A 21,567-nucleotide genomic window follows, 5' to 3' on the forward strand; every position below is an offset into this window, starting at 1 on the left:
TCATCACGCCTCCTTCGTACCCATTTCCACCCGAGGATCAATAATGCTGTATAACACATCTACTAAAATATTTATGGTGACATACATAACACCCATAAATAAAACAATTCCTTGAATGAGCGGAAAATCTCTCGACATGATTGCCCCAATCGCTAATGTGCCAAGCCCTGGCCAATTAAACACTTGTTCAATAATAACCGTCCCACCCAACAAAGCCGCTAGCTGCAAACCTATAACTGTGACAACAGGAATTAATACATTACGAAGTGCGTGCCTGAATAAGATAAGACCATCATCAAGCCCCTTTGCCCTAGCCGTTCGAATATAATCATTCGAAAGAACCTCTACCATTCCATTCCTGGTTAAACGCATGATCATCGTAGATGCGACGACACCAAGCGTAAATGCGGGAAGAATGAGATCACGGAAGCCAGTGCCATTCGCAATCGGAAACCAAGCGAGCTTAACTGAAAAGACAAGCACTAATAAAATGCCTAACCAAAAACTTGGGATAGAAATGCCTAATGTCGCAAAAGCAGTACACATTTTATCAATAAATGAATCTTTAAATTTAGCAGCTACTATTCCTAATGACACACCGATTACTACAGCAACGAACAAGCCGAAGATCGCTAGCTTCACCGTTTCAGGAAAACGATCCAAGATTTCAATTAAAACAGGTCTCCCTGTTTTTAACGATGTGCCAAAATCACCTTGGAAAGCATTCGTGATATATTGCCAGTACTGAACCAAAAGGGGCTTATCCAGCCCCAAATGGTGATTTAGCTTTTCTACTTGTTCTGGTGATGCATTAATTCCGAGCATAATCTTTACTGGGTCACCAGGAATAAAGTGAATCAACAAAAATGAAAAGACGGATATACCAAAAATGACTAAAATACCAGATAACACCCGATTAATAATGAAATGTTTCATTACTGTTTCACCCAGCTATCTTGGTAGTCGAGATTCACGTTCATTAATTTAACATCTTGCACTCTTTTATTTACTACGAAAAAGACCTTTTCTGCATAAATAGGTGCCCAATATGCATTTTCAACAACGATTTCTTGAACTTGAGCATACACTTGCTTTCTTTCTTCGGGGTCTATCGTTGTTCTGCCTTTTTCTAATAAACCGTCAAGCTCAGAATTTTGTGCTCTTACATGATTTAAACCACCTATCTGGCTTGAGTGAAATAACAAATAAAGGATGTCAGGATCAATGTAAGAGTAAGCTAGGAATGACAGCTGAAATTCTCCTTGAGACACTTTTTCGATTAATGTTCCTGCTTCTAACGATTGAATATTTACATCAATCCCAACATCTTTGAGCATCGCTTGAACCATTTGCGCTGCTTGATTATGTTGAGTCATAATTGAAAGCTCAAATGTAAGTTCACTTCCGTCCTTTTCCATGATTCCATTGCTATTTTTCGTATAGCCAGATTGTTCTAGCAAACTTATTGCTTCATCTTTATTTAATTTATGACCATAGCTTTCAACATTTGGATCATATCCAAAAACTGCGGATGGAATTGGTCCATAGGCAGGTGTTCCCTCACCGTTAATCACAGCCTTGATGATCGCATCTTTGTTGATGGCCATATTGATTGCCTTTCTAACATTGAGATCTGACAGCGTTTCATTTTCAAGATTCATTTCTAAAAATAATCCTAGCCCTTGGCGCTCTGCTTCTATTACATAATAATCCGGATTATCACGATATCTTTGAACATCCTTTGGCGGTACTTCCATCGCCACATCAATGGATCCACTATCAAGTGCAGCAAGCATCGTTTGTTGATCCTGGATAAATTTATACACGATTTGATCTGGATAGGCTTTTCCTTGGTTTTTAGCAGATGCATGTGGCCAATTGTAGTCATCATTTCGCTCAAGTGTGATGGATTGTCCTGTTACCCATTCTTTAAAAATAAATGGACCTGCACCAACTGGATTTCGTCCATAATCAGCTCCATGCTTTTCAATGGCTGCCATGGACAATGGCTGTAAATATCCTCTGCTAGTTAGATTTCGTAATAATGGTGCAGATGGAGCAGCAAGTTCAATGATGAAAGTTTGTTCATCTGGTGCTGATGTTTCCTGAATTCCACCGATAAGGCTTGCAGCCACTGTAGCACCTGTTTCTGGATTCAAAATGCGATCGAATGTGTCTTTATAAACCTTTGCTGTTAATGGCGTTCCATCTGAGAGAGTAACCCCTTGTCGGATTTTCAATGTAATCGTTTTGCCATCCTCTGATACTTGATAACTTTCGGCAAGATTCGATTCGATTTCATTTGTATCTGCGTTTACTGTAAGTAATGTCCCACCAAGATGATTGGTAATTACACTAGCAATGCTCATTGACGTTTTGTGAACATCTAATGTATCAGGCTCTTGCATCGTACCAATCGTAATCGTACCACCATACTGTGGGGCAGCGGCCTCTTCAGATGAACCATCATTTTAATTAGTTGAATTGTCTGAATTTTTATCAGAGGAAGATGTTTTATCGGAACTACATCCTACTATTAATAACATAGAAAGAATTAGCATGATAAGAGATAAAATAGGTTTACGAACACATTTCGATCTACCCAACTCGATTCCCCCCTATTCCACTTTAGGATTTTGTCTGTATCCAAATGCCGCGCGGATCACCTTGTTATCTTCACCTTTGACAAAGCGCAGTGAAATTTCTGATTCTCTGAAAGGTACCATGAATGTATCATTGCCAATTGGTTTTACATCATTAAGCTCAAGTCCTTCAGCCTTAAGCTGGAGTTTGCCATCTTCAATAGCTACTGTATATTGCGCTCCTTCACCGGAAGCATACACACCCTCATATTGCTTTAATTCCTCTTCTGAGACTTCTACCACCTCATAAGATAAATGTGATTCTTTAACTGATTTTCCTAGCTGATCAGCAAAGGCACTGAATAGTAGTTTTGTTGATGGTACACCTGCTAAATTGGCAAAGGATACTCCTGTTAGTCCTAGTTCAGGTAGAATATTTAATTGGGCAGCCACCCCTTTAATCGATCCCCCATGTTCAACAAGCTTATGTCCATAATAGTCAGGAGTGACCATCACACCATATCCGTAGTAAGTGCCTTTATCACACTCAATATACGGTGTAGTCATTAATTTCACACTTTCAGGTGTGAGGAGCTGAGCGCTTCCAACCTTTCCTTCGTTACGATAAATTTCTGCATATTTAAGCATGTCATTTACAGTTGATTTTAAAAACCCTGCTGCACGCATGGACGGTGCGTCCCATGGATTATTGGATTCAAAAACAATTGTTTCCTCCTCTTTTTTACGAGAATTATAGAGACAGGAAACATCCTCATGATCAACTAATTCTTCTAAATGGAAAACACTATTTTTCATCCCTGCTGGATCTAAAATGTAATCCTTCATATACTTTTCATAAGAAATCCCACTAACCCTCTCAATGATTGCCCCTAAAAGTGAATACCCATCATTCGAGTAACTAAACTCTGTTCCTGGTTCCCCTAGTAATGTAAAATCCTGTGAGGCAATGTCAGCTATTAACTCCTCGTAAGTATCAACACTTGTATTTTGCTCCTCGGATGCCGCTTTCTCAACCTTGCCAATATCGCCATCACTTTGACCTTCATCCTCAAACTTTGGATCGTTAGCTACACTCTTACTCAATGCTTTAAATAGAGTTGGCAATGGCGGCAACCCGGCTGAATGCGTCATTAGATGGTGAATCGTCATTTGCTTTGTATATTCTTCATTTGGCGTTTTAAATTCAGGTAAATATTTCACAACTGGATCATTTACGTCTAGCTTTCCAGCTTCTTGTAGCTGCATAACTGCTACACATGTAAATGATTTCGTTACTGAGCCAATTCCAAAAACGGTGTCAGAAGATAATGGGAGTTTGTTTTCGACGTCGCGGTAACCAAAACCATTTTCATAGAATAATTGGCCATCTTTTGCTAAACCAATTGAAAAACCTGGAATCTCATACTTATCAGCAATCTCCTTGCAATACTGATCGAACTCACTCGTTACTGTTTTTTGTGTCATCTAAAAATCTCTCCCTTATCCTTAATATTTTTTATTATAAAATTGTACGATAAGTACAATTTACAACCAGAACATGATATTTGAGTAGAGACAACAGGGGACCTTACATCGACTAATCAAGCCAAGATGTTTTTATTCGATCGTACAATTTTATCCACCCGATATTGCTCAAGGACTTGTCGATTTACTTCATAGCCGATACCCGGTTTATTTGGAACATGGATCAATCCATTTTCTACAATTACTTCAGGCTGAATAATATCCTTTTCCCAGTATCTAGAGGATCCAGCCGTATCACCAGGCATCACAAATTGCGGAAGTGTTGTTAGGGCAATATTATGGGCACGTCCAATTCCAGATTCTAACATTCCACCACACCAAACTGGAATTCCTTGCTGAGCACAATAATCGTGAATTTTCTTAGATTCCGTTATTCCCCCAACTCGGCCAATTTTAATGTTGATGATTTTACAACTGCCTAACTCTACTGCTTTTCTAGCATCTTCAAGGGAATGAATGCTTTCGTCTAAACAAATAGGGGTGACCAATTCTGTTTGTAGTTTGGAATGATCGATAATATCGTCGTAAGCCAATGGCTGTTCGATCATCATGAGGTCTAATTCATCCAGTTTCTTCAGTAAGTTAATATCTTTTAATGTGTAAGCCGAGTTAGCATCTGCCATAAGCAAAATATCTGGAAAATGTCTTCTTACTTCCTTAAGCATTTCATAATCAGCACCAGGCTTTATTTTCACCTTTATTCGTTTATACCCTTCATTAACAAAGCCTTCTACCACTTGAGCAAGCTCCTTCGGTGTAGGCTGAATCCCAATACTAATTCCAACCTCAATTTGCTGCTTACTCCCACCTAGTTCCTTGTATAATGGATTAGCCTTTCGTTTTGCATATAAGTCCCAAACCGCACCTTCTAATGCTGATTTTGCCATATGGTTTCTACGAATGGATTCGAATCTTTTTGATACTTCATCAGGGTGGTTAATGGGTGATTCAAGTAATAATGGAATTAAAAATTGTTCCATGATATGTTTGTTTGATTCCACCGTTTCCTCGCTATACCAAGGGGATAAAAAAGCGACTGATTCACCAAATCCAATAGCTCCTGTTTCATCCTCCATTTCAATCACAAAAAACTCTCTATCCTGGAAGGTTCCAAAGCTTGTTGTAAATGGATCCTTTAGTCGCATAACCATACGATGAAGTGTTACTTCACGAATCGTAATTGGGCTATAGGTCATATTAAACCTCCTAAACTAGTTAAAAACATATTTACTTCATGAAGATTCTTTGCATATTTTTCCCCATTAAAGCTTCAAGCTCCGCTTCTGAATACCCCCTTTTTACAAGACCATTCATTAGCTTTGGGATCGATTGATGACCTGAAATGACGTCAAATGGTTTTCTTGGCAGATGACCTAATTGATCCACTAATACATGGCTCATAAAATCATCACAAAGGTCAAGTCCTAATCCTACGTGCTGGATTCCTGCCACCTTTACAAGATGGTCGATATGATTCATCAGCTGTTCCAATGTTGCGTTCTCATCATCATCTCCAACGAGCATACTAACGGCATTGACACCGATAACCCCATTTGTCCTAGCAATTGCTTTAATTTGTTCATCTGTAATATTTCGCATAGTTGAACAAAGCGTGCGTGCATTCGAGTGAGAAGCAACGACCGGCATTGTTGTATTATCGATTACATCCCAAAAACCCTCATCATTTAGATGTGAAACATCAATCGTCATTCCAAGTCTTTCGGCATCCTCAATCACTTTCAAGCCAAAACTAGTAATGCCGCCTTTCTTTCCTTCTTTTGTCGGTTGAAAAAAGCTTCCGTCCCCTACAGCATTTCTGCGGCTCCAAACAAGACCAAGATTGCGAACTCCTAATTCATAAAACACACGTAATAAGCTTAGGTCTGTCCCAATTGGTTCTGCTCCTTCAATCGATAGAAGAAAGCCAATCTTGTTTGACTTCTTTGCTAGATTCATATCTTCTCCGTTAAAACAAATCATTAGCTTATCAGGGGATTCCTTCACTTCTTCATATAAAGCACTAATTTGACTTAGCGCTTTTCTAAGCCCCATTTCTGGCAAGAATGCACTATCAATAAATAGAGCCGCAACGATAACATTCACTCCTCCTTCCACAAATCGCGGATAGTAGTCCGTCTCAATTACCTTCGTTCTTCCTCTTTCTCGTTGGACTTGAACATCCATAAGTAAATCAAAATGACCATCGACAACTAATGTGTTATGCAGGAAATCAGCAGCGAGTTTATTGCTCATTTTTTCACCTCTTAATAAAGATTGACTTCAATGTCTTTTGTTGCAAAGGAATAAGATTCACCGCTATGTTGGTCATATCCCGCCATATGTTTGTGTACTTTCGGATGATTACTTGCAGCGATACTTGTCACTAACAAATTCAAAAGTGAAAATGTTGGTGTAATTCCTTTTAACGGAATGGGCGCTGGGGCAATGACCCTAAATAAAATATCTGCATATTGCCCAATTGGGGATAATCGATCATCTGTTAAAGCAATAATACACGCCCCTTTTTTCTTAGCTGCCTTTACAAACGAGAATGTCTCCTGAACATATCTCGGAAATGAAATCGCCACAACGACGGTGTTCTCATCAACAGTTGATAATAAGTAATTGGCATCCTCAATTTCCCCACGATATTGTGTCGTATTTCCAACAACTATATTTAGCGCAAACATGAACCAGCTTGCTGGCCCATAGGAGGATCGGAATCCAAGGACAATTCGGTTGTCCGCATTAATTAATTTTTCAATCGCTTTTTGATATTGTTTAAAATCAATATCCTCTAAAGTAGATTTCACATATAAATTGTCTTGTTCAATCGCATATTGAATCAGATCTGTATCCTTTAGCGTGTGGGAAATCTCTCTGAAGTTCTGGAGGGGATTCGTTGATGGCGTATCTTCTAACAACGTTGTTTGAATTTCTTTTTGTAGTTCACTAAATCCTGAGTATTCTAATAGGTAGCATAAGCGAATAACGGTCGTTTCACTCGCCCCACATGATTGACCAATTTGTTTTGCTGTTTGAAAGGCAACTTCTTTTGGAAAGTCAATCATATATTTTGCGATTATTTTTTGTCGTTTTGTAAAATTATTATAATTTTTTCTAATTCTGTCTTGATACTGTTCCATTTGACCGAACCCTTTCTTTTGAGAAAAGCACAATTTCCCCTCTCCCATAAAGACTGTACTTATTGATCCAAAATCTTCACGAGTGAAAGGCTTAATATTTTTACTCCATTAAATAGGGAATCTAGATTAAATTTCATTTTTGGATGATGTAAGCCTGGTGTTAATCCAGTACCTAACCCGACCATCGTTGACTGTAAGTTCGGATAAGTCATTTTATAGAAATGGAAATCCTCTCCACCAGGTGTAACTGGTGCTGGGAAAAGTCCATTCTCTCCAATTGCTTCCACAATTGCTTCTTTAACTAGTTCTTCAAGCTCAACGCTTCGTTCAGCTGCTACCATTGACGCCTGTGGCTCAAGACTCACCTTAGCAAAGTTAATAGAACCTGCTGTAATCGTTACATGATGGACCTTTTCAATTAAATCAGTCATTACTGAATTTTGCTCTGCTCTTACATCAATCCCAAACTCGGCAAAATCTGGAATGATATTGAGATTATCGCCGCCTGCCCTCACCATCGTTACCTTTGCAGATGCTGAAACCGTTGGATCCATTTTAATAGAATTAATCGCTTGAATGATTGATGCCATTGAGTCTGCCACATTTATCCCTAGATGTGGCCTTGCCCCATGTGACTGTCTTCCTTTTACTTCACCTTTTAGAAGAGTAGCCGCTCCGTGATAGATTGCGGGTGATGCTACACCGAATGGCATTTCCTGAATGGGACGAACATGAATCCCTAGTAGATAATGAAGATCCGCTATTATGCCCTTTTCTATTATCGCTTTTGCCCCATTGCCAGACTCTTCCGCTGGTTGAAAGATTATTTTGATTAAGCCCTTCGGTTCAAAACCTATCTCTTTTAAACAGGTAATTGCATGAAGTACCATTGTCATATGGCTATCATGACCACATGAGTGATTTGCCTGCCATTCTTCATCTACAAGCTGCCATAATGCATCCATGTCTGCTCGTATTCCAACGATTGGCCCATCCTCACTATTTCCCCAATAACCAACCACTCCGGTCTGGTCCTCAAAAGTCTCATATTGAATGCCTAATTGTTCTAGTTTGGAACATAGATATTTAGTCGTATCCACCTCTTTCCAGCTTACTTCTGGATTTGAGTGTAGATCATCATAGGTTGATTTAATCGTTTCTTCATTTTTTTTAACCCAATTATTTATTTTGTTATTCACATCTTCCCTCCAACAATTTATTTTCTACTATGTAATACTGTACTTTTTCATTTCGCCTTTTTTGAACTCGAGTAACCATATAACCATTTGCGAAAGCTTTACTCATTGCATTTCGAACGGCATATCTCCATTCTAGTGCTACATCTGAATGATGCTGCTTAATGAATTGAATATTTGAAGGGACTGGAATACAGTATCTTTTATTCTCCTGATCAATCTTTACATCAAGAAGTTCTGGGATTGGGAAATTTTCTTCTGTTTGATTCCAGCTAAGCAACTTTTTAACTTCACTCTCAGGCTGATCTTTTTCTCCATCACGTATTGTATCTTCTACATGTTTGGAACAAATCTCCCATTCAATTAATAAACGGTCGGTCGGGAGGCCTTTATTCAATTTGTCGTTCATTTCTCCATAATACGAGGGGATATAATGATTTGAATATGCACCTAACTTGCACATATTAAAATAACCATTTCTAATTTCTAATGGGTCATATGTCCAAACAATTTTCTTGTAACCGAATTCGATTGCCCATTCTCTTTGCTTTATCTTAAGCTGATACCCAATTCCATGATTCTGGTAATCTGGTAAAATACCTGTCATATGAGAAACCAAATACGTCTCCCCATCCTTAAAACCCGCAAAACCGTAGCAAAAGCCTACTAACAGTTCTCCAGCAAATGCTCCAATCACTATACCTCCATGATGGATTGAAGCTAATAGTTGTGGCTGTGGAGAAACCGTCTCTTGACCCCAAATATCCTCTTGGAGCTTGATTACCTTATTTATTTCATCCAACTCATATATTCGTTTATATGTAATTGAATGTGGAAAACTCATAATCTACTCCCTCCTTCCATTATTGGAATCCCCCAATTTATAGGAACTAAAAAGGAAACGGTTTCATTTTGAAGTCTTTACTTTTATTTTCGATATTTTTTGAAGTATCTAATTTTTTTCATTATATACGACCTGTCGTTACAAAATCAATATAAAAATATAAATAATTCTAAATATTTGGAATCATCTTAAAAAAATACTATTTTAACAGAACAATTAGCTGGTTTTACTTTACTACTTAAACACAAAAAGGCCTCCCAGTTATTTCAATGACTAGGAGACCATTTATAAGTTAAAAAATTGCCTTGCCTGATTCTGGATCATATCCAGTTATTGCATTTGCAGGACTTTGAACAGTAACTGGTGTGTAACCAAGTTCATTAACAAGGTTTGGATTCTCTGTAATAGCTTGATGCAATGTATCAATTAGCTACAGCCTTTGTAACATTTAACTTTTTATCTGCCTCATATATGTAATATTAGTTACTCGAAATACAAAGGAAAGTGCATATAAAAAAATAAAATAAAATTTAATTTTACCCCACAACAAATTATACTGTCAATATATTTTTTGCAATTCCCCTGAATAAATGTTACAATAATATCACAAATGACTTTTCAACATCGCATTTCAAATTCTTATGTATTTTTTTTGCAGATAGAATATGGGTGCGCTTTTTTTATATACTCCTTCTTCAAATCGAAGGAACTTAAGAAAAAGGAAAGTTGTAATAGAGAAAGGGCAACTACCGGATAGGAGAGAAGGCACTGCAGAAACTTCGGTTTTAAACCATAAGAGTTTATGTCGAATGGCCAAATGGGACGAACATTAGACTCTGATAGTGTGAACCTATTTTTCTTATTAGAAGGAGGACAAAATAATGAATCTAATCAATAAAGAAGTAACACACAAGCATTTTGGCGAGGGAAGTGTTGTTAAACATAATGATTCTCTCATAGAAGTACTTTTTGCAACGGAAAATAAAAAGTTTGTTTTTCCCGATGCATTTAGAAAACACTTAAAGCTACATGATCAAAGTGCTGCCCACTCACTTGAAAAGGTAATAGAAAAAAAGGAAATAGAACTGCAGAGGATCGAACAGGAAAAGGAAAAAGAAAAAAACCGACAACGCCAGGAACAGCAGCTTCGCTCGGAACATGAAAAGCTGATGAAGAATCATAAACTTCATCCCGAATCCCAAATGGTTTTTTGGTGTGACGATGAAGAACAAAGTAAGGTCTTTACAGAGTGGAAGGTTTTTACTGGCGTAATAAAAAGCGGGAATAATAAAGGAAAGCCAAACAAACCTACCCGCCTATACCAAAATAGTGTTTGCCTTTTAACTGCAAGAGATGCCAATATGTCTGAAAAGGACAGACGCATTATCGGTGCTTATATGGTGAGTGAAAAATTCATCGGTAAGTTCTGTGAAAATGGATACATCCCTGCCCATTCAGAATACAAATTACAACTTACGGAACAAGAATCTGATCAGATGCCTTTTTGGAAGTATTATTCAAATGATAAATTCCCTGACAAAATGACGTGGAATACAGGTAAATACCGTTATTTTGATAATGAATGGATGGCTCAAATTTTATTTGATATTGTTGCTTTAAAAAGTGACACTCAGGAAAAAGAACTGGCACAGAACCTATTCGAACATTTTTGCAGATTAAATCGAATCAGGAAAGAAGAGTTGCCAGAGCCTAATGGCGTATTAATGCGTTTATAGATATTTTATAAACTACCGATTCCGGTCAAAAAGGTCACGAGCACAACTCGTGACCTTTTACATATTAAGCAGGAATCAAGTTCGTATTCCAAATCATTTGGATACTATCCTCCTTATCCAGTTCACTTTGGATAAATTTCTTCTATTAGATTAACATAGAGCCAGATTTTCAATTCCCACAGCATTTCTTAAATTTCTTTCCACTTCCGCATGGACAAGGATCGTTTCTGCCAATATTTTGACGGGTTTGGAGACTAATGACCTTCCCCTTTTTATCAGGCAAAGGAAGTAATGCTTTATTCTCCTGAGCGGATAGCTCCTCTGATGTATACCCTTTTAATTGCCATTCCCTCGTATTATTCATAAGAGGAATAAGGGCATTCATTAGTCTTTCCACAGCTTCTAAGCTTTCAAATGTCAATTGCGTCTGTAGAAATTGAAGTAGCTGACCAGGTTGATCGCCTAATTTCACTTGAATAATTAAGTCTTCAACAAGCTGTGTTGCCTCTTGTTTCGGCAACAGATACTCCTGTTTAAATAGCGATACGAGTTGAGAAAAACCCTTTGGTTGCTCCACATAATCGGTTTCACCTGCTTCTAGCAGCTGTTTCTTCGTGAATGGATAGTAGTCAATACTTTTTCTAGATGCCTGCTCCTTTAAAATAGTTGCAGGATTATGCACTTCCCAGTAAGAATAACCGTGCTTGTCAATTTGTATTTCTTGATAGTATGCCATTGCATCAAAAATAACCTGAATGAAGGCGTGGCCATCTGGGTGAATGGGCGTATGTCTCTCTACTAAATCCACTAACTTCTCATGCGGCACTATTCCATAATAATAAAGTAACCCACGGGTTATCTTGATCCACTCCGTATTCCGCTTAACTACTGTAAGTACCGTTTCATCTCGAACAAGCTCCGCTAGCGAAGGCAATAACTCCACAGGAATCATAACAATGGGATTGCCATTTTGAAAACTAGTAAACATAAAGCCAGTTTTACAGAGTTGCGCAATCTCCTCTCGTTCAACATTCTTAACACTTATCACTCCATTATTGGCAATGATCCTTTTTATTAGTAATATTCGCCGCTCATCGGATTGGCTAACAATTGTTCTGGTATGTAAAGGAATTTCACCTGCCAAACATTGAATTAACTCTGCCTTTTTTAGGGAACTTGCATTTTTGATTTGTAGGTTTTTACGTATAGATTGAAGATCTGCAAGTTTTAATGTAGATAGCCCTTCCTTTAATGAAGCGATTCCCGTAATTTTACTTTTTTGATTCTTGTTTTTATTTGCCTCCATTTTATACCCCTTCCTCATAAAGTCCGTCAATGACTATAGGAGAAGCCTAATTGAACTCCTTACTAGCCATCTCTACTATTTCAATAATATTTTTCATTGTATCATGCATGTACTTATATTAAACATATGAAAATAGACTAACTTCTCTTATAGAAACTACCTTTTACAAGAAGGCTGTTTTCGCAAACATTGTTGCTTATTAAGATAAAGTTGGTAAAGGTTGATTTCCACTCCAGGTTGCTCCCTTTCCGCGGGGTAGGCGCTGAGCCTCCTCGTCGCTTTCGCTCCTGTGGGGTCTCAGCTGTCCTACGCATCCCGCAGGAGTCTCGCACCTTCCGTTCCAATCAACCGACCTAGTAGGTCAAACATTTAATTCAAAAGCAACAATCTTTTAGAAAAGAGCCTTCAAGAAAAAATAGGCTCCCCATGAGTTTGCACGACTCATGAGAAGCCTCTGTTAATCATACTTATCCCTCAATTTTCAGCAATATATTTGCATTTTACTCTTCACTCACATAATAGAGGTCGTTCTCCCTCTGCCATTTCTCCCCTCACAACTTCTATTCAAAAAACCCCTGCTGTTTCTCAATTGATTTTTTACGCTTGACTATTTTTATGATAGGAAATAATAAAAGCAGCGAAACAACTAGACAAATCGATCCAACGGTTGGATTAAGGTATCCCCACGTTGTCCTGTCATCAAACAAATTAAGGTTTGAAATACCGAGCACGACATTAAGCAAGAAAAGCAGATAAAAAACATTCAACATGCCCTTATAATAGGAAAGTCTCGACTTTGAATCCGTATATAATTCAAAAGGTCCTTGATCTGCAGGTTTTTTCATATAGATCCAACCACCAAACTCTTTAACAATCGTAATTCCGCTATCATTTAATAGTTCAAAGTACTCCTTCTTTTCATTAGAAGGCATTCTCATAATAAATTCATTGCGAAAAATGAAGGCCTTTGGCTCTCCTTTGCTAAACGTGAAGCGCCCCAAAGAAAATTTCTCTAAATTCCAGCCTTGTGCTGCCATCTCATTGATCCACTTTTCCTCTTTTTCATAGTCTAAATACAGGCGATACATTACTTTCTTCATAGCAGGTCCTCTCCTTTCACAATTCTTGAACCGTTCTGATACAACTCACTTAGTCGTTTGATTTCATGCTCAATAGCCACTTTCCCTGCATCTGTTATCACATATTCCTTCTTACGTCCGTCCTCATCTAATGGAACAATCCATTTCTTCTTCACCAATGTTTTAATGGCTCCATAAATGGTTCCAGCACCAAGCCCAACTCGACCGTTACTTATTTCCGAAACAAACTGCATAATTCCATATCCGTGTCTAGGCTCATAGAGCGATAATAAAATATAATAAACACCTTCTGTTAATGGAGCATTTTCCTCCATTCCTTCACCACCTATCGTCAAACGTTATATCGACTGTTGATATATATAATATATCAGCAGCCGATATAATTATCAATAATATACATGGCCTAATTTTTATGAATGGCAGAATAGATAAGAACCATTTTACAAAATAAATACGCCGAAAATGCTTGAACAAATGATTAGGCATTTCCGGCGTATTTATTTTTACGTTCAAATTGAAAAGAAAACAGATAGGTTGTACCCATTTTTAGCCCTCTTTTTAACTAAATTTTCTCCCTATATGCATTCTGAATGCCTTCTCAATTATATATCGTAATAAATTGAAGTGTAATTGGGACATTTCTTTGCGGCACATCTGATGTTTTTAACTGTAAACACCCTTTACTCACAGTATAAGCAGTAGGTGACTGCAGCACACCATTAATAAAAAGATTGATGAAAGAAACAGTTTCTGGAGCTAGAATTCCCTGATCTCCATATTCCTTTAATTCATCTTCATTCGTATAAATGTGGTTAACTCCATCAGACAATGCATAATAGTGATACGTATCAACTTTAGCTACTTTCGCAACCTTCGGGGAGCAGTTTAGGGTAAAGCATAAATCCACACAAGTTGTTGTATTTACACAATCATAGACTTTCGGCATACAAACAACTTGTTCCTTCCTATAATTCAACATCCGCATCTCACCTGTTCTTAATCTGAATTCCGAAATGTTTTTATATCATAAACATCCTATTCAAATGTGGATGAATTGGTACAACTATTTTTGAAATGGAATATGGAAAAAAACAATGAATTACGAACTTTAACCTACAAAGTACTATTAAGTAAAGTTAAAAGGACACTAGTTCCGCTATTCGCAAAAATAATTATGCTTTCACATGTTGATCAGACATAGATTCCGTTATTTAGCTAAAAGGATGTTATTTTTGCCTATTTATTAGCAAATAACGTACTCAGTGTCCGTTAACTCTCTAAAATAGCCTAATTTACGAGAATAGCGTACTTGCTGTCCACAAAAAGCAGAAATGATATTGAGTCATACTAATATGAGATTATATAGACAAGTAAAAGCGCATGGATTTCCACACTGAATCCATGCGCTTCTGCTTGTTATTTTTATTGCTTTTTTCGCTGGGATTTCGAATGTTTTTACACATTTCCCCTACATGATCAAAACTGCATAATCAAATGATTCCCTGCTTTTACTTCTACCTACATTACTTCTACATTATGTTTCAACATCAGTTGTAGAAGCCGGCGTAAAGTTCACTACCTCTAAAACGACAGGCGAGCCTGCTAATATACCTTCTCCATCAGCAGGTACAGCGAATGCAAGTGATCCAACAGCCGTGATTCCTGGAGTATATGTTGAAAGGTCTTCCATTTGCAGAACACCATTCACATACACATTGAAATAACTGTTATTTAACTCTAAATCTGGAAGTTCAACTACAGGCTCTCCATTATCCTGAAAAAAATCTGCGGCGTCGATCGTTAAGCTTGTTCCAGCTGCGGCATCTGCTTCAGTTACATAGAAAAATCTTGTATTAACTGGAGTCACAAGGGTTGTTGTAGCTGCACTAATAAAGAGTTTCATAAGCTGTAAAGCCACTTTATTTGCTCCTTTCCATATCTAAAATGTACGTTCATTATTATCATATGGAATTTTTGGACAAGGGGGGTTAGTGGAATCACACATTTTGTGGCTTATTTTTGATTCGTAGAGGAGAAAACATTTCAATCACTAGTTGATGTTTATTTACGAGTACATCTTTTTTAGCAAATAAAAAAACGGCACCTTCGATTGTTACAATTAAAGGTGCCGCTCTATTTTTTAGCTGTTTTATTCAGAAAATGTATTTTGTGTAGTTTCCAAAACCGATTTATTTGTTTCTTTATTTTAACTTACTTTCAGCTTCTGAGAGTAACTTTAAGTACTCATCAATTGAGTATTCAATGGCAAGAGCGGTTGGAGTTCCTGCTGCTGCAAGTGGAGTGTCATTTCCAATAATTACGACAGAACCTCTCTCTATTGCTGGTATTTTTCCAAGAATTGAATCATCTTGTAGAGCCTCTAGAGTACCCTCACCACCATACGATACCAAAATATCAGCATCCTTAAGAAGGTCTGCATTTTCTGTACTAACTTCTATATAGAATGAGCTTTATTATGTTTCATTTTCGCTCTACACTTAAAATAATTGTGAATTTTTAGATAGTAAAGCCTATACTATCAACAAGATTGACTATTTAATCCAGTAAGAAATCCAACGGTTATAATAAATTAGCTCAATACAAACACTTCTAGACCTTTAAAAGTTTAGAATTTTAGCCTTCTAAACGAATAAAGTTTTAGATACTCTCTCATTCCTTTAATATCTATTTCATTAGCAATATGCATTTCTTTTTGTATATCTTTAGGTAAATAGGTGGAGAACTTCGAAAAGAAAAACTCTTGGTCTGTTGTATGTTTGATGAATGTTTCGGGAGTCCAGTTTATCTTGTTCATTTCTTGTAACAATTCTTCCATATCAAAGTTTCCATCAATTGTTATTCTCCCTGCACCATCGACTGATTTAACAGTTACACCTAGCGAGCGTAATGCCCATACTATATTCCGAGTGATGTTAGTACCTGTATATGTTTCAAACACCATTTCCCCCTTTTCTTCCCATATGATTCTTTCTTTAAGGTTTACTTTATAATGATGATATGGTTTCCGTAGATCCGCTAATGTAATATTTGCTTTCCCATCAATGTAACCAATTTCTTTATCAGAACAGAGAAGTTCCATCATTTTTTCTCCAATGCGTTTGTGTATTTTTACCCCACCACCGGAATATCTCGGGGGTTTTCCGTTAACAGCTTTTTGCACATAGACTTTATTTTTATCAAAATCAATGTCTCGGATAGTCCAGAGTTTTCCTGCTAGGATAATGTTATCTCTAACATTCAACATCGATGTTTTATCTAAGGTTCCTATTCTTCGAATCCCTTCTAATACCGTAAATTCTTCTGGTGTCATAAAAACTGCATAAAAATCTTTACTTCTAAGAATCCTTTCACCTTCGATACCTACGATTAATTCATCTATACCTCTTATTTTCTCCAAATGGTCATTTTCAATCATGTGGCGGATAAGTTTTTCTACTAGTCGTTCGTCTAACGCATAGAAAATATGGCTAGCTTTTAATTCGGAAACCAATTTTTCAAGTGTGATTCCGTTTGTTTCTTGGCAAATCGATAGGACTTGGTGAAATACGATGTCATACGGTATCGGATACCCTTCCGCAGGTTCTATCCATTTTTCCAAAATAAGTTCCATAACGGCTAACGACTGAACTAAACTATCATCATCCGTTGAATAGAGTTGTAACATCTGATTAGCGCTTCTTTTTCTTCCTGAACGCCCTAAACGTTGTTTTAAAGAGGAAACCGTAAAAGTACTATCTACTTGAATAACAATATCCACATCGCCAATATCAATCCCAAGTTCTAAAGAACTAGTAGCTATTACAGTTTTCGGTACCTTTGATACTACCATTGTTTTTTCTACATATTCTCTTTCTTTTTTATCAATCGACGAGTGGTGTGCATAATACGATTCACCAACATTATCTTTTTCCGCTAGTCTGTTTAAAAAAACAGTTGCTTCTTCTACTTCTCCTCTACTATTACAAAAGATAATAGCTTTTTGATTTTTAGTTAACTCTCGTATATCTTCAAACAATTCCACTGGCTTTTTTCGGTCCTCACCTGTTTCAAAGTGCATAAGGTAATAAAGAAGTTCTTTGTCACTACCTTTTGCTTCGATGATTTCTACATTCTCTATGTCTTTATAATTAACCCATTCCTTTACCAATTCAAAGTTGTCAATGGTCGCCGACAACCCAACAATTCTTGCTCGTTCGTTAGTGTAATCTTCAATACGGGAGAGCAAAGAACGCAGTTGTACACCCCTGGCTGTGTTGATAAACGAGTGAATTTCATCAATAACAATAAATCCCAACCCCTTAAATAGATGCCTAATGTGCTCCGTTCGATTGATAAACAGACTTTCAACAGATTCTGGCGTGATTTGTAGAATCCCAGAAGGTTTCTTGACAAACTTATTCTTATAACTTTGACTGACATCCCCATGCCACTTATGTACAGGAATATGACTATGCTCACACAATCGTTCAATTCGTTCGAATTGATTATTAATGAGGGCTTTTAATGGTGAAATGTACAAAACTTTCAGTTGGTCTTCTGCGTTATTTTCGATACGAGATATGATTGGTAAAAAAGCTGCTTCCGTTTTACCAGAAGCAGTTCCTGATGATACAATTACATCTTTGCTTGTTTCCATAATAATCGGGATAGTTTTGTCCTGAATAGAAGTAAACGTATCCCATTTCATATCCCATATCTTCTTCTGCATTGTTTTTGATAATAACTGAAACGAACTCATAAGAACCCCTACCCTTCAGTTCTCGAAAATCTAGAGTGAACATTAGATGCTGTTCGTTCTTCTCCTATTTCCTGCTCTCCAAACAACTCGGAACGACCGTAGTTTGGGTTTTGATGGAGTATATTTAATGCTCCAATGAAGTTCCTAATGACTTCCCCAACCGTTAAGTTTTCTTCTGCACCAGGTCTAGCATACTCTTCTTGAATAAAGCGCATCACTTCATCATCAGTGATGTTGGTTTCATACCCATAATGAACAGCATGAATATCCCTTAGTTTTTGCATTAGAACGAATGTTTCGTCATACTTTAAGGATGTTAGGTTGATAACAGGCTGTGATAAATCCCGAAATTCAGTTGTCTCAAAACGATTAGATTGTAACCTTCTTTTTAATGCACCATAACTAAACAATCCCCGTCTCTCATCTTCTAGGAACTCTGGAGTGCCTCCAATTGTAATATAAAGGCCTTCTACATTCCCCTGAAGTGTATCATTGTAGATTTTTAGAATGGTTTCATAGTTCTTATCTCTCGTTTGCGGATGTGTTATTTTATATAAATTAATAGCTTCATCTAAGTTAATTACAAGCCCTGAATATCCAATTTGTTTTACGAACTGGGAAAGTACTTTAATATATTCGTAGTAATTGTTATCAGTAATGATATCTCGGACCCCTAGGTCAGCTCGAGCTTCCGTTTTGGTTTTGTATTCGCCCCTTAACCACCTAAGCGCACAACGTTGACGTTCACTATTATCTTCTACGAAACCATTAAAATATAAAGTTAAAATGCGAGCAAAATCATAGCCACCCGTCAGCTCATCCATTTTTGAAACCGTTTGTGTAATCTCTTGCTCTACATTTTTTACAAAATCAGGATTATCAAATTCCACAGCACTGTAACCCTTATCCTTTACAACTTTCATTTGGACTTCACTTATCCACTTATCTAAAATAGTTGGTAAAGCTCCTCCATCTGGTACCGTTGACGTCGATAAATTTTTCATCAGCTCTGTATATAAAGCAACTGCTTTTCCTTCGCTTCCATACAGCCGTCTCTCCGGGGTAAAATCTGCCTTTGCCACAACAAATTTTTCATTAAAAGCAATTTGTTGAATAAGAGCTTGAATAAAACTTTTCCCACTTCCAAAAGGACCAATAAACAGTTTTATGAATGAAGACCCTTTTTTAATGTTATCTAGATCACTTAGAATTTGTTTTGCTTCATCAGCTCTACCTACCATGATATATTGTAATCCTCGACTCGGCACAACTCCCCCTATAAGAGAGTTAAGAATTGCCGAGGAATCTCTCTTTTTTATATTCATCATGCATACTCCTTTATCGCCAATAGTACCTTTTCATATTCTTCATAAATTACAATCGTATCCTCTTGATTTTCAAGGAGGTTATCTCCGAGGTATTCATTTGCTTTTTCATTCAATTCGCTTAAAAACATTCCGAGCATTATACCTCTTTTCTTTACAAATTGATTCGCTTCTTCTAGAGAAAATTGACCATCTTCAAACTGTAACAAGAAGTCTTTTTCCATATCCGATAAGGCCTCTACAAACTCCTCTTCATCTTCGACATCGCAATCCGTACCCCCAAGTGCTGAAAATACATCTACTTGAGATCGCTGATTTTCAATTATCTTCGGATTTGGATCGTTTTTCTCTACATCTTCTTTCTCGGCCACTGGATTCACCTTATAAGATGGTTCATTATCAACTTCTTGTTCCACTTCACTTCTTGCGTTAATGATCTGTATCAAACCTTCGGTATCTGATTGTAATTTCGAAATCCTTTCCCTATCAAATTCAATTTGTGATTTCTTTGGTTCTGCCTGCTTTTCTTCTGGCGGGGGTGATGGAATTTCTCCTCCCTGTTCCACCGCTTCTGATTGTTGAACCACCTTGAATCTTTTATTTGTATCTTTTGCTTTTTTTAAAAACCGTTCTATCATCATATCCTTAAATCCTTCGGGTAAGTATTCTTCCTCTACTTTTATTTCTCGCTTTTCACCATTCATTAAACGAGTAATATTTTCTGATAACTTGAATAAGGCAGTCACATCCTTAGGTAAGTCCTCTGTTGTTTTTACTCGCTCTATATATACATGCACCCCATCGTAACTTCTACCCATTACGGCAGATACAAACAAATGCCTAATTTCTCGTTCTTCTGTTGCTTGAAACCAACGGTTAATTAACTGTATATCTTTTTTTTCATATACTTGTTTTAGTAGTGGAATGCTGTCTTTAAATACTTTATAAATTTTGTTCTTGTTGTAAGTGAAAAATACTGTTTCTCGATAGTTTTTTACATAAGGTCTCCAAGAAGTAATTGATATTTTAGATAAATCATGTTCTTTGTTTAGTATTTGCTGATACAAAGGAGGAACCTGTTTTCTTTCTGAAAACCACTTTTTTGCTAATTCTGGTTCCTTCACCTCATACAACATGTCCGCTATCCATCGCTCAGAATAATTGATTAGTTTTGGAACTCTCTCTTTATATTCCTCATGTAATCGAACCATCATACTAATATTAAAGGCTGCATTTTGATTGAATGAGTAATTCATTAATTCGTAGGTGAATAAGATGATATAACTTAAGTCTACAACCGGATAGTATCCGTTTAATACTTGTTCTCTCCAGTAAAAATACCATTTTCGTTGTTTATTATTTAAATGTTCAAACGAAGTCCAATAAGCATGCAATGGGATTTCAGGACACTCTTGCCCTCTTTCTTTTGCAAAGCGCAACGAGTCCTTTACAAAACTATAGTTTGAGTGCGAAAAGGTGACTTCAATAGAAATACCGTTTTTAGAATGCGTATTTTTCTTTGCGTTCTTGATTTGGTTGATGCTTTCCAAAATGTGTTTTGATGTTTGAATATGTTTGTACTCCGGGAGTATAATGTTATCCTCATTATAAAATGACAAATTATTCTTGAAGGTACTCTTATGAGAAATGGCTTCTCCTGCTGTTTTAGTTTCTTTCTTTGTCTCTTGCCTCTCCTCGATTTCAAACATATTTTTAGTTTTATCTGCACCTTCTCGATTAGAAAATAACTCATGCCACTTTTTAATAAAGAACATATCAATCCATCCTAAAAAAATCGGGATATAAGTCCAACAGAAGACAAGATACAAGATCCCTCTCACATACCTTTTGTAGTAAAATGCATGGATTCCGAGTCCACCCAAAAAGAATGCAAGTAAATATCCTACCGTTTTAGATTTTATATTCAAAATATAGAAACCTCCTCTCTTCTACCCTTCTTCCAAAAGTATATATTTTTAAAAAGTACTATATGTTAAAATCAAAAATTGCTACCAACAGAAAATCAAA

General features: G+C 36.9%; 18 protein-coding genes and 1 pseudogene. 1 reads left to right on the forward strand and 18 read right to left on the reverse strand.

The window, feature by feature from the left end:
- Window positions 1-3: 3 nt before the first annotated feature.
- From nikB to J2Z40_RS20005, 9 genes are all read right to left on the reverse strand, one after another.
- The gene (nikB, locus tag J2Z40_RS11640) at window positions 4-936 is read right to left on the reverse strand and encodes a nickel ABC transporter permease (RefSeq protein WP_066400502.1); all 933 of its coding nucleotides are present in this window, start codon (window positions 934-936) and stop codon (window positions 4-6) included.
- Window positions 936-2,408: an ABC transporter substrate-binding protein gene (locus J2Z40_RS11645; protein WP_083954053.1), complete on the reverse strand. Its 1,473-nt coding sequence runs from the start codon at window positions 2,406-2,408 to the stop codon at window positions 936-938. The genes nikB and J2Z40_RS11645 overlap by 1 nt, the downstream gene beginning before the upstream one ends.
- Window positions 2,409-2,618: 210 nt before the next feature.
- Window positions 2,619-4,067, reverse strand: a complete 1,449-nt coding sequence (locus J2Z40_RS11650; RefSeq protein WP_066400500.1) for a serine hydrolase domain-containing protein — start codon at window positions 4,065-4,067, stop codon at window positions 2,619-2,621.
- 116 nt (window positions 4,068-4,183) lie between these two features.
- The gene (gene menC / locus J2Z40_RS11655) at window positions 4,184-5,323 is read right to left on the reverse strand and encodes an o-succinylbenzoate synthase (protein WP_245350072.1); all 1,140 of its coding nucleotides are present in this window, start codon (window positions 5,321-5,323) and stop codon (window positions 4,184-4,186) included.
- Between the two features lie 31 nt (window positions 5,324-5,354).
- Entirely contained in the window at window positions 5,355-6,380 is a 1,026-nt protein-coding gene (locus J2Z40_RS11660; RefSeq protein WP_066400498.1) for a dipeptidase, read from the reverse strand.
- 11 nt (window positions 6,381-6,391) lie between these two features.
- Window positions 6,392-7,306 (reverse strand): MurR/RpiR family transcriptional regulator, encoded by a 915-nt coding sequence (locus J2Z40_RS11665; RefSeq protein ID WP_245350073.1) that lies wholly within the window; start codon window positions 7,304-7,306, stop codon window positions 6,392-6,394.
- A gap of 26 nt (window positions 7,307-7,332) precedes the next feature.
- Entirely contained in the window at window positions 7,333-8,472 is a 1,140-nt protein-coding gene (locus J2Z40_RS11670; RefSeq protein ID WP_083954052.1) for an amidohydrolase, read from the reverse strand.
- Window positions 8,465-9,313 carry a GNAT family N-acetyltransferase gene (locus J2Z40_RS11675; protein WP_066400496.1) on the reverse strand — a complete coding sequence of 283 codons (849 nt, stop codon included), beginning with the start codon at window positions 9,311-9,313 and terminating at the stop codon, window positions 8,465-8,467. Before J2Z40_RS11675 ends, J2Z40_RS11670 begins: the two co-directional genes overlap by 8 nt.
- Window positions 9,314-9,605: 292 nt before the next feature.
- Complete coding sequence (locus tag J2Z40_RS20005) at window positions 9,606-9,731, reverse strand: hypothetical protein (protein ID WP_281064473.1); 126 nt, start codon at window positions 9,729-9,731, stop codon at window positions 9,606-9,608.
- A 463-nt stretch (window positions 9,732-10,194) separates the two neighbouring features.
- Between J2Z40_RS20005 and J2Z40_RS11680 the strand changes: the two genes are divergently transcribed.
- Entirely contained in the window at window positions 10,195-11,049 is an 855-nt protein-coding gene (locus J2Z40_RS11680) for a malate synthase (RefSeq protein WP_066400494.1), read from the forward strand.
- Window positions 11,050-11,218: 169 nt separating this feature from the next.
- Here the strand turns inward: J2Z40_RS11680 and J2Z40_RS11685 are convergent, their stop codons facing one another.
- The 9 genes and pseudogenes from J2Z40_RS11685 to J2Z40_RS11725 form a co-directional block, all read right to left on the reverse strand.
- Entirely contained in the window at window positions 11,219-12,355 is a 1,137-nt protein-coding gene (locus J2Z40_RS11685) for a YecA family protein (protein ID WP_066400492.1), read from the reverse strand.
- A gap of 560 nt (window positions 12,356-12,915) precedes the next feature.
- Complete coding sequence (locus tag J2Z40_RS11690; protein ID WP_066400490.1) at window positions 12,916-13,455, reverse strand: DUF2812 domain-containing protein; 540 nt, start codon at window positions 13,453-13,455, stop codon at window positions 12,916-12,918.
- Entirely contained in the window at window positions 13,452-13,769 is a 318-nt protein-coding gene (locus tag J2Z40_RS11695) for a PadR family transcriptional regulator (protein ID WP_066400487.1), read from the reverse strand. Before J2Z40_RS11695 ends, J2Z40_RS11690 begins: the two co-directional genes overlap by 4 nt.
- Window positions 13,770-14,053: 284 nt before the next feature.
- Window positions 14,054-14,434, reverse strand: coding sequence for a DUF4183 domain-containing protein (locus J2Z40_RS11700; RefSeq protein WP_245350074.1), 381 nt, complete (start codon window positions 14,432-14,434; stop codon window positions 14,054-14,056).
- Window positions 14,435-14,989: 555 nt separating this feature from the next.
- On the reverse strand, window positions 14,990-15,373 hold the full coding sequence (locus J2Z40_RS11705) for a DUF4183 domain-containing protein (protein WP_066400482.1): 384 nt from the start codon (window positions 15,371-15,373) through the stop codon (window positions 14,990-14,992).
- Between the two features lie 283 nt (window positions 15,374-15,656).
- Window positions 15,657-15,926 (reverse strand): annotated as a pseudogene (locus J2Z40_RS11710) (iron-siderophore ABC transporter substrate-binding protein); the annotation flags it as partial.
- Window positions 15,927-16,081: 155 nt separating this feature from the next.
- Complete coding sequence (locus J2Z40_RS11715) at window positions 16,082-18,214, reverse strand: DEAD/DEAH box helicase (protein ID WP_066400480.1); 2,133 nt, start codon at window positions 18,212-18,214, stop codon at window positions 16,082-16,084.
- Window positions 18,215-18,222: 8 nt separating this feature from the next.
- A complete protein-coding gene (locus tag J2Z40_RS11720) occupies window positions 18,223-19,542 on the reverse strand; it encodes an ATP-binding protein (protein ID WP_245350075.1) in 1,320 nt (439 codons plus the stop codon).
- The gene (locus J2Z40_RS11725) at window positions 19,539-21,467 is read right to left on the reverse strand and encodes a TerB N-terminal domain-containing protein (RefSeq protein WP_066400478.1); all 1,929 of its coding nucleotides are present in this window, start codon (window positions 21,465-21,467) and stop codon (window positions 19,539-19,541) included. Before J2Z40_RS11725 ends, J2Z40_RS11720 begins: the two co-directional genes overlap by 4 nt.
- Between the last annotated feature and the right edge of the window lie 100 nt (window positions 21,468-21,567).

The organism is Cytobacillus eiseniae, from assembly GCF_017874625.1.
GTDB lineage: Bacteria > Bacillota > Bacilli > Bacillales > Cytobacillaceae > Cytobacillus > Cytobacillus eiseniae.